The 11,472-nt window shown below is 58.6% G+C and carries 12 protein-coding genes, 1 pseudogene and 1 riboswitch; of the genes and pseudogenes, 7 read left to right on the forward strand and 6 right to left on the reverse strand.

All coding sequences use genetic code 11. The features are described 5' to 3' along the window. Positions 1 to 88 precede the first annotated feature (88 nt). Positions 89 to 1,565, forward strand: a pseudogene (locus tag QTO30_RS12245) (ABC transporter substrate-binding protein). Between the two features lie 38 nt (positions 1,566 to 1,603). On the opposite strand, the gene QTO30_RS12250 reads toward QTO30_RS12245, so the two are convergent. Beyond that, positions 1,604 to 2,044: a 6,7-dimethyl-8-ribityllumazine synthase gene (locus tag QTO30_RS12250; protein ID WP_340424384.1), complete on the reverse strand. Its 441-nt coding sequence runs from the start codon at positions 2,042 to 2,044 to the stop codon at positions 1,604 to 1,606. A gap of 79 nt (positions 2,045 to 2,123) precedes the next feature. After that, positions 2,124 to 2,267, reverse strand: a riboswitch (FMN riboswitch). A 43-nt stretch (positions 2,268 to 2,310) separates the two neighbouring features. On the opposite strand from QTO30_RS12250, the gene QTO30_RS12255 reads away from it, so the two are divergent. Genes QTO30_RS12255 through QTO30_RS12280 form a run of 6 tightly spaced genes read left to right on the forward strand, consistent with a single transcriptional unit; the run spans position 2,311 to position 7,935 of the window. Further along, positions 2,311 to 2,811 (forward strand): GNAT family N-acetyltransferase, encoded by a 501-nt coding sequence (locus tag QTO30_RS12255; protein ID WP_340424385.1) that lies wholly within the window; start codon positions 2,311 to 2,313, stop codon positions 2,809 to 2,811. Next, positions 2,808 to 3,752, forward strand: a complete 945-nt coding sequence (locus QTO30_RS12260; protein ID WP_340424386.1) for an ABC transporter permease — start codon at positions 2,808 to 2,810, stop codon at positions 3,750 to 3,752. Before QTO30_RS12255 ends, QTO30_RS12260 begins: the two co-directional genes overlap by 4 nt. Next, on the forward strand, positions 3,749 to 4,564 hold the full coding sequence (locus QTO30_RS12265; protein WP_340424387.1) for an ABC transporter permease: 816 nt from the start codon (positions 3,749 to 3,751) through the stop codon (positions 4,562 to 4,564). Before QTO30_RS12260 ends, QTO30_RS12265 begins: the two co-directional genes overlap by 4 nt. After that, on the forward strand, positions 4,561 to 6,147 hold the full coding sequence (locus tag QTO30_RS12270) for an ABC transporter ATP-binding protein (RefSeq protein ID WP_340424388.1): 1,587 nt from the start codon (positions 4,561 to 4,563) through the stop codon (positions 6,145 to 6,147). Before QTO30_RS12265 ends, QTO30_RS12270 begins: the two co-directional genes overlap by 4 nt. Positions 6,148 to 6,188: 41 nt before the next feature. Then, on the forward strand, positions 6,189 to 6,926 hold the full coding sequence (locus QTO30_RS12275) for an SDR family oxidoreductase (protein WP_340424389.1): 738 nt from the start codon (positions 6,189 to 6,191) through the stop codon (positions 6,924 to 6,926). After that, a complete protein-coding gene (locus QTO30_RS12280) occupies positions 6,910 to 7,935 on the forward strand; it encodes a P1 family peptidase (RefSeq protein WP_340424390.1) in 1,026 nt (341 codons plus the stop codon). The genes QTO30_RS12275 and QTO30_RS12280 overlap by 17 nt, the downstream gene beginning before the upstream one ends. Here QTO30_RS12280 and QTO30_RS12285 read toward each other — a convergent pair. The 5 genes from QTO30_RS12285 to QTO30_RS12305 form a co-directional block, all read right to left on the reverse strand. After that, positions 7,932 to 9,113 carry an NAD(P)/FAD-dependent oxidoreductase gene (locus QTO30_RS12285; RefSeq protein ID WP_340424391.1) on the reverse strand — a complete coding sequence of 394 codons (1,182 nt, stop codon included), beginning with the start codon at positions 9,111 to 9,113 and terminating at the stop codon, positions 7,932 to 7,934. The two genes, QTO30_RS12280 and QTO30_RS12285, sit on opposite strands and share 4 nt — an antisense overlap. Positions 9,114 to 9,194: 81 nt before the next feature. Next, positions 9,195 to 9,527, reverse strand: coding sequence for a hypothetical protein (locus QTO30_RS12290; protein ID WP_340424392.1), 333 nt, complete (start codon positions 9,525 to 9,527; stop codon positions 9,195 to 9,197). Next, complete coding sequence (locus QTO30_RS12295; protein ID WP_340424393.1) at positions 9,503 to 9,799, reverse strand: hypothetical protein; 297 nt, start codon at positions 9,797 to 9,799, stop codon at positions 9,503 to 9,505. The genes QTO30_RS12290 and QTO30_RS12295 overlap by 25 nt, the downstream gene beginning before the upstream one ends. Then, a complete protein-coding gene (locus QTO30_RS12300) occupies positions 9,786 to 10,241 on the reverse strand; it encodes a twin-arginine translocation pathway signal (protein ID WP_445327190.1) in 456 nt (151 codons plus the stop codon). The genes QTO30_RS12295 and QTO30_RS12300 overlap by 14 nt, the downstream gene beginning before the upstream one ends. 230 nt (positions 10,242 to 10,471) lie before the next feature. Then, complete coding sequence (locus tag QTO30_RS12305; protein ID WP_340424395.1) at positions 10,472 to 11,464, reverse strand: ABC transporter substrate-binding protein; 993 nt, start codon at positions 11,462 to 11,464, stop codon at positions 10,472 to 10,474. Between the last annotated feature and the right edge of the window lie 8 nt (positions 11,465 to 11,472).

Below are 11,472 nucleotides of genomic sequence, written 5' to 3' on the forward strand. Positions count from 1 at the left end.
TCAGCCCGCCTTTTGTGTTTCCAGCGCGAAGGACTTGATTTGACGAAACGTTCCGTCAACACTTCCCCTAGCCATAAGGGGGTCCATCATGCATCATCTCAAGACATTCGCCACTTCCGCCGCCGTTGTTCTTTGTGCGTCCGGGGCCTTGGCTCAGGACAGCATCACCGTCGCGATCCAGTTGGAACCCCCGAACCTTGACCCCACAGGCGGGGCCGCGCAGGCGATTGATAGCGTGCTTTACGCCAATGTGTTCGAGGGCCTCACCCGGTTTGACGCTGATGGCGCAATCATTCGGGGGCTCGCGCAAAGCTGGGATATCTCGGACGACGGGTTGGTCTATACCTTCAACCTCGCCGCTGGTGTGACGTTTCATGATGGCACCACGATGGACGCCGAGGACGTGAAGTTCAGCCTTGATCGCGCGCGCGCCGAGGATAGCACCAATGCGCAAAAGGGCCTGTTTGCGGGGATAGCAGATGTGACTGTGGTTGATCCGTTGACCGTGCAGATCACGCTGGACCAGCCAAACGGCAGCTTCCTGTTCAACATGGCATGGGGCGACGCGGTGATCGTGGCGCCCGAGAGTATCGAGAGTATCGCCTCAGACCCCATCGGCACAGGCCCTTTCACCTTCACCGATTGGGTGCAGGGCGACCGGTTAGAGCTGACGCGCAACACCGATTATTGGGGGCTAAGCGCCTGCGTTGGAGAGTGCAACGTTCCGTTTCATCTCTGACCCCACAGCAGCGTTCGCGGCGGTGATGGCCGAAGACGTTGACGCCTTCATCGGCTTCCCCGCCCCTGAAAACCTGCCGCAGTTTGAGGCCGATCCGCGCTTCCAGGTCCTTGTTGGCAATACCGAAGGTGAGACGATCCTGTCGATCAACAACAAGATGCCCCCTTTTGACGATGTGCGCGTCCGCAAGGCTGTCGCCCATGCGATTGACCGGCGGGCCATCATTGATGGGGCGATGTTTGGGTTAGGCACACCGATTGGCACACATTTCGCACCGCATCACCCCGACTATGTCGATTTGCTGGACAACTCCCGGTACGATCCTGACTTTGCGCGCGCTTTGCTGGACGAGGCAGGATACTCTGGTGGCTTCACAACTACCCTGAAACTGCCGCCCCCATCCTATGCACGACGCGGCGGCGAGATTATCGCCAGCCAATTGCGCGCGGTCGGGATTGAGACAAAGATCACCAATCTGGAATGGGCCCAGTGGATCGAAGAGGTCTTTTCCAACAAAGACTTCGGCCTGTCCATCGTCAGCCACACAGAACCGATGGACATCGGGATCTATGCGAACCCCGACTACTATTTCCAATACGAAAATCCCGCGTTCCAAGACCTGATGGAAACGCTCAACGCCACCACAGACCCTGCGATGCGCAGCAATCTGCTGGCCCAAGCGCAGGCCATCATCTCAGAGGATTACGTGAACGGGTACCTCTTTGAACTGGCTGTCGCGACCGTGGCGAAAGCAGGTATCGAGGGGCTGTGGGTCAACCAACCCACCGCCGCCGTTGACCTGACTGGTGTGAGCTGGGGCAATTAAGACAGTGCCCCCCGTCATATCTTTGCGGGGGCCTCCAATCACGCGGCGCGGGTCTCAGCTCCGCTCAGGTCAACCAAGGCTTTCGCCGCTAGTGCCGCTTCCTTTCCCTTCGTCACAAAGTGTTCACGAAAGATCGCCCGGTGATGATCAGTTTCCTGAAATTGATGGGGTGTCAGACTGACCGACAGCACGGGAACCTGCGTATCCAGACCCACACGCATCAGCCCATCGACCACTGCACTAGCGACAAAATCATGCCGATAGATCCCGCCATCGACGACCAGCGCGGCACAAGCAATTGCGTTAAAGCGTCCGGTCAAAGCCAGCTTTTGCGCCAGCATCGGCATCTCAAACGCCCCCGGCACGTCGTAGACGGTCACCTGCTCGGCGGGAATTTCACTCAAGAATCCATCAAGCGCCCGGTCCACGATATCGGCGTGCCAATTGGCCTTGATGAATGCAAACTGGGGAAGTGTCATAATGTGATCTCCTTTTGGTTCCGACACGTCACCCAAGGCATCACACGCAACACCATGCACCCGGCAGGCACACAACGCTCCGCATTCTCTTTCATCCGGACTATGACCGTCGGCTCAGGCCTCGCACCTGATCTGCTGACCCTTCCATGTGGAAGGCGCTCGCGGGCTCGTGGAGTTACCACATACCGCCGGTGGGGATTTCCGCCCCGCCCTGAGAATAGTTTTGTTCTGACATCTCATATACGACACTACAAGAGCGCGTTGATATGATTGTCAGGTTGGAAACAGCGGCCGATCATCAAGCGATTTATGACCTGACGCGGGATGCATTCGCGCCGATGTCTTTCAGTGATGGCAGCGAACCCGACATGATTGATCTGATGCGCAAGGACGGTGATTTGATACTGTCTTTGGTGGCGGAAGAGGACGAGATCATCGGGCATGTTGCGTTCTCTCCGGCCAAAATCAGTAACACCAGGGGGGTGTGGTATGGGCTCGGCCCGATTTCGGTTCGGGCTGATAAGCAAAGGCAAGGGATAGGCACAAAACTCGCGCATACTGGCTTGGACATGCTGCGCAAGATGGGTGCCGCAGGATGTGTCCTGACCGGGAACCCGGATGTCTATCGCCCAATGGGTTTCTCGAACGACCACGCGCTGACCTATAGCGGCCTGAATCCCAAATTCATCCTCTACATGACCTTCAACGGCACAGCCCCCAAAGGCGAAATCAACTTCGCGGAAGCTTTGGAAGAGGATCATCCATGATCCGCTATGCTTTGGGCCGTCTGACATCTCTCATCATCAGCCTCATCGTCGCCTCTATTGTGATCTTCGCAGTCATCGAGGTCATCCCTGGCGACCCGGCGGCCTTTATGCTTGGCGTGAACGCACGGCCAGATACCATCGCCGCGCTCCGGGCGGAGATGGGTCTCGATCAGCCACTGATCACGCGCTACTTAGACTGGGTCACGGGGCTACTACGCGGCGACTTCGGCCAATCCTGGACCTACAAAACCCCCGTATCCGAGTTGATCAACGACCGTATCTGGGTCTCTCTCCCCCTCGCAATCTATGCATTGATCTTGTCCACCCTCATTGCCTTTCCGGCTGGTATCTATGCCGCCAGCCGCAGGGGCAGCGCTGGTGATGTGACCATCATGGGGGCCACCCAACTGGGCGTCGCGATCCCGAATTTCTGGTTTGCGATGATCCTTGTGCTGATTTTCGCGATCAACCTGCGTTGGTTTTCTGCGGGCGGATTTCCGGGCTGGTCCGATCCGCTCCGGGCCATCAAGTCCCTCACCTTGCCCGCCATAGCGCTCGCCTTGCCACAAGCTGCGATCCTTGCGCGCGTCATGCGCTCCTCGCTGCTCGACATGCTGGGTGAGGACTTTATCCGCACCGCGCGCGCGAAGGGCCTCTCGGCGCGTCAAGCGCTGTGGAAACATGCGGTGCGTAACGCACTAATCCCGGTGCTAACCATCATCGGCCTACAATTCTCATTCCTGCTCGCGGGCGGTATCATCATCGAGCAAGTCTTCTTCCTGCCGGGCCTCGGCCGCCTGATTTTCCAATCGATCAGCGCACGTGACCTGATCGTTGTGGAAAGCGTGGTGATGCTGCTTGTCTTCACCGTGATCATGGTGAACTTCCTCGTCGATCTGGCCTATGCCGCCGTGGACCCGCGATTGAGGACGAAGGCATGAGCCGCAATCTGATCATTGGCGCGATCCTGACGCTTGCCTTTATGGCGCTTGCGGCGGTTTCCTTCATCTGGACGCCCGCGGATATCGAAACCCTCAACATTCCCAACAAACTGCAAGGACCAAGCGGAGCCAACCTGCTCGGCACCGATCACTTCGGGCGCGATATCCTGTCGATGATCATGATGGGTTCGCGCACCTCAATCGCCGTCGCGCTGGTTGCTGTCGGCATCGGTATGGCGCTCGGCATCCCTTTGGGATTACTCGCGGCGGCACGTCACGGCTCACTACTGGATGAGTTGATCATGCGCGGGAACGACCTTGTCTTTGCCTTCCCCTCTCTGGTTATCGCCATCCTGATCACCGCGGTTTTCGGCGCATCTGCGGTCAACGCCATCATTGCTATCGGCATCTTCAACATCCCCGTTTTCGCGCGCCTGACACGCGGGGCAGCGTTACCGCTGTGGGAGCGCGATTTCATCCTTGCCGCCCGCGTGTGCGGCAAGTCGGCGACCCGCATATCCATCGAACATGTCCTGCCCAACATCACCAACCTGATGATCGTGCAAGGCACGATCCAGTTCTCGCTCGGCATCCTCGCCGAGGCTGCATTGTCCTACATCGGTCTTGGCGCCCAACCACCCACCGCCAGTTGGGGGCGCATGCTGGCGGACGCACAAACGCTGGTCAGCATCGCGCCGCATACCGCCCTTGTTCCGGGTTTCGCCATCCTTCTGATGGTTCTTGGCCTAAATCTGATGGGTGACGGGTTGCGCGACTGGCTCGACCCGCGCATCCGGGTGGCGCGAACATGAGCCTGCTTGTGATCAATAACCTCTCGCTATCGATTGGCGACACAGAAATCCTGCACCACGTCGACTTCACGATGCGGGCGGGCGAGATCGTCGCGATCACCGGTGAAAGCGGCTCGGGCAAATCTATGACGGCGCTTGCTGTCATGGGCTTACTGCCGCGTGGAGCGGACCCCAAGGGCACGATCGTCCTGGATAGTACCGACATTCTGCAAACGTCAGAACCAGACCTCTGCAAGATGCGCGGCAACACCATGGGCATGGTTTTCCAAGAGCCGATGACAGCACTGAACCCAGTGCAGACCATCGGCGATCAAGTCGCCGAAACCATTCTGATTCACGAGAAGACAACCAAAGCAGCGGCCCACAAACGCGCCACCGCCATGCTGGAACGGGTTGGGCTGAAGGTTGCGCCGACACGCTATCCTCACGAACTCTCGGGCGGGCAACGGCAGCGCGTTGTTATCGCCATGGCAATTGCCTTGCGCCCCAAACTGCTTATCGCGGATGAGCCAACGACAGCGCTTGATGTGACCACTCAGGCGCGCATCCTTGATCTGCTCCGCGATCTCGTGCGCGAATTTGATATGGGTCTGCTGATCATCACCCATGACCTCGCTGTCGTAGCTGACGTCGCTGACCAAATCGTTGTTGTGCAAAAGGGCCGTGTGGTCGAAGCTGGTCAGACACAACACTTACTCGCCCATATGCAGCACCCTTACACCAAGGCACTGTTCGAGGCGTCAGCACACACCGTTTCACTTCCAAAGGCGTCACAATCCGCGCCCATGCTCAGCGTGCAGAACGTTAACCGGGACTACGCCATGCCGCGCCAAACGCTCCTCGGGCCAAGGCCCTCTTTCCGCGCCCTGCATGACATCAATTTTCAAATCAATCAGGGCGAGCGTGTCGGGCTTGTCGGTGAAAGCGGTTGTGGAAAATCGACGCTCACACGCGCCATCTTGGGGCTGGAGGACGTGCAGGGCGGCGCAATCCGTCTTGATGGTGAACCCGTTTTCACCGGCAAACACCCCAACCTCGCCGTGCGCCGCAAGATGCAAGTGGTGTTCCAAGACCCCTACAGCAGCTTCAATCCCCGGCATCGCGTGGATCGGCTGATCACCGAGCCATTTCACCTGCTGGAACACCCGCCGACCGGGACCGCACGCGATAAAGCCATCGCCAAAGCGCTGACCGACGTTGGCCTTTCGCCCAACGATGCGGGCAAATACATCCATGAATTCTCTGGCGGCCAACGCCAGCGGATCGCCATCGCCCGCGCGCTGATGATCGAGCCCGAACTGATCATCTTCGACGAAGCCGTCTCGGCGCTTGATGTCTCTGTCCGCGCCCAAGTGCTCGACCTGATTGCCGACCTCTGTCGCAAGCGACCCTTGGCCTATCTTTTTATCAGCCATGATTTGTCTGTCGTGCGGACCGTGACGGATCGTGTGATGGTCATGCAGGCCGGAAGAATTGTGGAACAAGATAAGACAGAGGCTGTCTTTTCCAATCCGCAGCATCCCTATACCCAAACGCTGATCGCCGCTGCACCACAACTGCCCACCTTGGGCATGGCAGTCTGAGGCAGAGGTTGCTACGCTTTCAGCCAGCGGAGGGCGACATCATGCGACTGGCAGGCAAGACTGCAATTGTAACCGGCGGCGGATCTGGCTTTGGTGCCGGAATCGCGCGGAAATTCGCGGCCGAGGGGGCACAGGTCATCGTCGCCGACATCAACACCGACGGTGCCCAGCACATCGCAGATGAAATCGGTGGGCGCGCGCTGACCTGCGATGTAACAGACGGGGCTTCTGTCAACTATCTGGCGCAGTCGGTGCTGGGTGCTGGACCGTTGGACATCTTGGTAAACAACGCAGGCGTCACGCATCTGCCCAGCGCAATGGAGGATGTGAGCGAGGACGACTTTGACCGGGTCTATCGGGTGAATATGAAGTCGGTGTTTCTGACCGCGCGCGCCTTCGTTCCACACTTCAAGGAACGCAAATCCGGGGTCGTCTTGAACGTGGCTTCCACCGCAGGCGTATCTCCGCGCCCGCGCCTGAACTGGTACAACGCCTCAAAGGGCTGGATGATCACCGCGACCAAGACCATGGCCGTAGAACTCGCCCCCGACGGTATCCGTGTGAACGCCATCAATCCGGTTGCGGGCGATACGCCCTTACTCAAATCCTTTATGGGCGAAGACACGCCAGAGGTACGGGCCAAGTTCCTGGCCACCATCCCGCTAGGCCGGTTTTCCACACCGGAGGACATGGGCAATGCCGCCTGTTTCCTCTGCTCGGACGAGGCCAGCATGATCACTGGTGTCGCGATGGAGGTGGACGGTGGCCGCTGCATCTAAGGGACCGCGCAATTTGATCACCGATGTGGCTGGCCTGAGAGTTGGCAATGCGCAGGATGATCATATCAAGACAGGGACCACCGTACTGGTCGGTGATAAGCCTTTCACTGCCAGCGTCCATGTCATGGGCGGCGCACCGGGGACAAAAGAAACCGATCTGCTCGCACCCGACAAGACCGTAGAACAGGTTGACGCACTCGTCCTCTCTGGTGGGTCAGCTTTCGGGCTGGATGCCTGTTCTGGCGTGATGGATGGACTGCGGGCGATGGGCCGAGGCTTTCAGATTGGTGCAATGCACATTCCCATTGTGCCAGGCGCGATTATCTTTGACCTAATCAACGGCGGTGCAAAGGATTGGGGTGAAAACCCTTATCGTGCTCTTGGGCGCGAAGCGCTGGAAAGCGCGTCCGCGCAGTTTGAAACGGGTACCGCGGGCGCGGGCACCGGCGCTACGGCGGCCATGCAAAAAGGCGGGCTGGGCTCTGGCTCAATGGTGTTGCCCGACGGTACGACCGTTGGCGCTCTTGTCGCGGTCAACGCACTTGGCAGTGTGACGACACCAGGCGACAAACACTTTTGGGCAGCACCGTTTGAGATGGATGCAGAGTTTGGTGGGATGGGACCGGATACAAACACCGGCCACGTCACCCCAGAACCCAGCCGCAAAGAACAAGCAATGATGTTGCAGACAACCCAAGGCGCCAACACCACCATCGCCATCATCGCAACCGATGCCCCGCTCACCAAGACTCAATGCCACCGCCTTGCCGTGACAGCGCATGATGGCATGGCGCGTGCGATTGTACCGTCGCACACACCGCTGGATGGGGACTTGGTTTTTGGTGTGGCCACCGGGGACGACACACCAGTAGATCAGATCAAGTTCCGCGAAATAGCAGCCGCCGGGGCGGTCTGCCTGAGCCGGGCCATCGCGCGCGGCGTCTATGATGCAACGGCTGCGCCGGGTGACCTGATCCCAACATACCGTGCGATGAATGGTTTGCGTTAGGGGGCAAAGGCCCCTTCATACATATCGGCGGGAATGGTGCCGCCAGTCGCTACCAACGCACCCAACCGCCCCAGTTCATCCGCGCATTTCGCGCCTGCCCCATTCCCGGCCGTCAAAGCGATGATGCAGTCAGATTGCGGATAAATGAACGGATTGCCGTTGGGCGAAAATGACGTCACACAGCTGTCGAAGGAAACTGAGTGATACCGCAACCCCGGCATCAAACCGGTCAGGATGTCAGCCATCGCAGCACCCGCCGACGGATCGCCACCGCTGCGAAACCAGTCGATCATCTCGGCCACGGACCCCAACTCACGATCCACCGCATCGCCACCGATTTTGATGTATGTTTTGCCATCAGGATAGCGGACAGGTGGCAGGATGTAAGGATCCGCGGAAAGATCGGGCGGCAAATAGACGACCGAAGGCATCCCCGCGAGCCGCGCAGCTTCTTCCGCATCCAATTCAAAGAACGCGATCGTGCGAGCATAGACCCTCGTCGGAATTGGGTCCGGCAGTAGCCCTTCTGACTTCGAAAAAGCGCCACAGGCGACAACGACCTTATCGGCCGCCAGAACGTCACCGCCTGCGCAGACCACACGCGCTTCGCCGTGTTCCTCAGTGATCCGCACCACTTCATCACACAAAATATAGGCACCGGTTGATCGGGCCGCCGCAATCTCGGCGCGGACATGGGCGCGTGGGTTTATCCAACCTGCCTCTGAAGGCTCATAGAGGGCAAGAATACCTTCAGGAAAGGCAAAATCAGTGAAACGGGCAGCAAGGGCGGCCCCACGCAGCGCTTCATGCGCCACGCCATCCGTGACCGCATTGCGCCTGGCATTGAGGATGAAATCACTGCCATCGCCGACCTCTGGCCCCGCAATGATCGCACCCACAGCAGAGAAGAATGATACACCACCCTTCTCTTCAATCTCTTCATAGCGTTTGATCGCCGCTTGCGAGAACCGGGACCAATTCTTTCGGGCATCAATTTTGCGGGTGATCCGCGCCTGATCATAGTGACTGGCGAAAACACCGGTATGGGCCGCTTTCACCTCAGGTTCTGCCGGTCCAACCAGCGCTGTTTTTACCCCCATTTCGGCCAGATGGCGCGCCGCAGCACTGCCCATCAGGCCTGCGCCCACAACGATCACGTCAAAGCTTTGCTCAGTCATGTTGGCCCTCAAACACACGTCGGTACAAGAAGCATGCCAAGCTTTGCCAGAAATGAAAACGGCCCATAGCGTGATGCAACATTACGGACGGCGTGGGCGCACGCCCATTGTCCAAACCCTGCGCCGGATCACCGCCAAAAGCAGCACTGCAACCAATAAACCTGACAGAGCCGTTTTGGATACAGGCTCCATCGTGCCGGTAATCTGGAGAGCGTGCACAACCGTTCCTGCGACAGCCACACTCACCAAAACCGTATGCCCCCAACGCCATAGGCGCAGCGGCAATCGCGCCCGCCAAATGGTAAGCAAAGCGGCCCCGAAAACAGCCCACATCGCCAGCGCGCCCCAGATTGCAAACGGCGTGGGCGACCGAAACAGAAGCACGTCAATCACGTCCGGGGGCTGGTGACCCACAGGCCTACCATATGGATCACGACGGCCAGAACAAGGATAGTGCCTCCATAGCGATGCACGCGGCGACTGGCTTGTAGCGAAAGCCCCGGCAGTGCCCCAATCACCAGCAAAGGCTGGATCAGCATCAGAGACATACCAATGACACCGGCAAAGCCCGCTGCGATGTAAATCGGATCACGCCACTGCAACAAGGGACTCATTGCCGCCGCAAGGATCGGCACGAGGAACGCCGTGATGAGCGCGCCCCAGACCAGAACGCTACGCAGGCTCAAGCACGAATTCTACATGTAGTGTGGTATCGTTGGGGCTCGCCAGCAATGGTCGCAAGAACACAGTCTTGAACGCTGTACTGTCATAGGCCAAATGCCCATGCGCCTGCCCAAAAGCAGGTACAATCTGCGGCATCTCCAAACGGAATGCGCCGTCGGCGTCAGTCAAGGTCGCCCCATGACTATGGGGATCCCGTTCGTGCCCCTCGGTGGTATGCGCCCACATCTGAATGCGCTGATCAGGCAAAGGCATACCATCACCCGCGCGGCGCACCGTTCCGGTCATCCAAAAGCCGCCACCGCCGATGCGGTCCACAATCGGCGCGTCAGGGCGATAGTTGTTGGCACCCCCACGCATGGTCGGGGTTGGGGCCAGCCCCGCAGCCCGTGCGGGGGTCAAAAGGCCTGTTGCAGGTGTCACTAGGGCAGCAGCACCAAGGGCCATCGCCGAACGGCGGTTCATCGGTGATGTCTTCATCTGAAATCTCCGTAAAACGATCTCGCTTCCTCAATCATAGCACGTCACCGCCGTTTGCCGACCCTTCGTTGTGCCTGTCATGGGTCCAATCCCTCAAACCTTCGTGAGATCACCGCTAAAAAGCAAATACCCCGGGAAAGCCCCGGGGTATCGCCAGATCATCAAAGTCAGCGCGTCACGGGCGCCGACCTATTCGCTTAGTTCAGCGCCTGATCCGTAATCACGCTGGTCCACGCGCCCTCAGGCTGCTGGGAAATCACCGGATCGGATCCGCCAGCCAGCAGTGTATCCACGGTCCGCTGGAAATCTGCCGGATCAAGTGAACCATCTGACCCGGCGGTCAGCTTGGCAATTTCGCCCATCATGCGCACTTGTGCCGCCTCGGACTGTGCACCGGTTTCATCATTGTCGAGCACGATGCCTGCTGCATCTTCGGGGTTCTCCTCAGCCCATTTCCAGCCGCGCATCGACGCACGCACAAAGCGGACCATTTTGTCGACGAACACCGGATCTTCGAGGTTCTCTTCCAGCGCATAGATACCGTCTTCCAGCGTCGCGACGCCCTGGTCTTCGTACTTGAAGGTCACCAGTTCATCCTCGGACACACCAGCATCCAACACCTGACCGTACTCGTTGTAGGTCATGGTCGAAATGCAATCCGCCTCACGGTTCAGCAATGGATCGACGTTAAAGCCTTGCTTCAGCACGGTCACGCCATCGTCACTACCATCGGTTGGAATACCCTCTTGGCTCATCCAGCTGAGGAACGGGTATTCGTTACCGAAGAACCAAACGCCAATGGTTTTGCCACGGAAATCCGCGACGCTTTCAATGCCGGTATCTTTCCAGCACGTCAGCATCAGACCGGATGTCTTAAACGGCTGCGCGATGTTCACCACTGGCAAACCCTTTTCACGGGCGGCCAGTGCCGAGGGCATCCAGTTCAGCATCACATCAGCGCCACCGTCTACCAGCACTTGTGGTGGGGCAATATCGGGACCGCCAGGCAGGATCGTGACGTTCAGCCCTTCTTCTTCGTAAAAGCCCTGATCCAAAGCAACATAGTACCCCGCGAACTGCGATTGCGTGACCCACTGCAATTGCAGCGTCACATCATTGGCATGGCCGTCAGCATGCGCGGTCCCACCCAGTCCTGCGGCCAGTGCCGCTGCCATCATTAATTTCTTCATTTCATGAC

The sequence above is a fragment of the Yoonia sp. GPGPB17 genome, from assembly GCF_037892195.1.
Lineage (GTDB): Bacteria > Pseudomonadota > Alphaproteobacteria > Rhodobacterales > Rhodobacteraceae > Yoonia.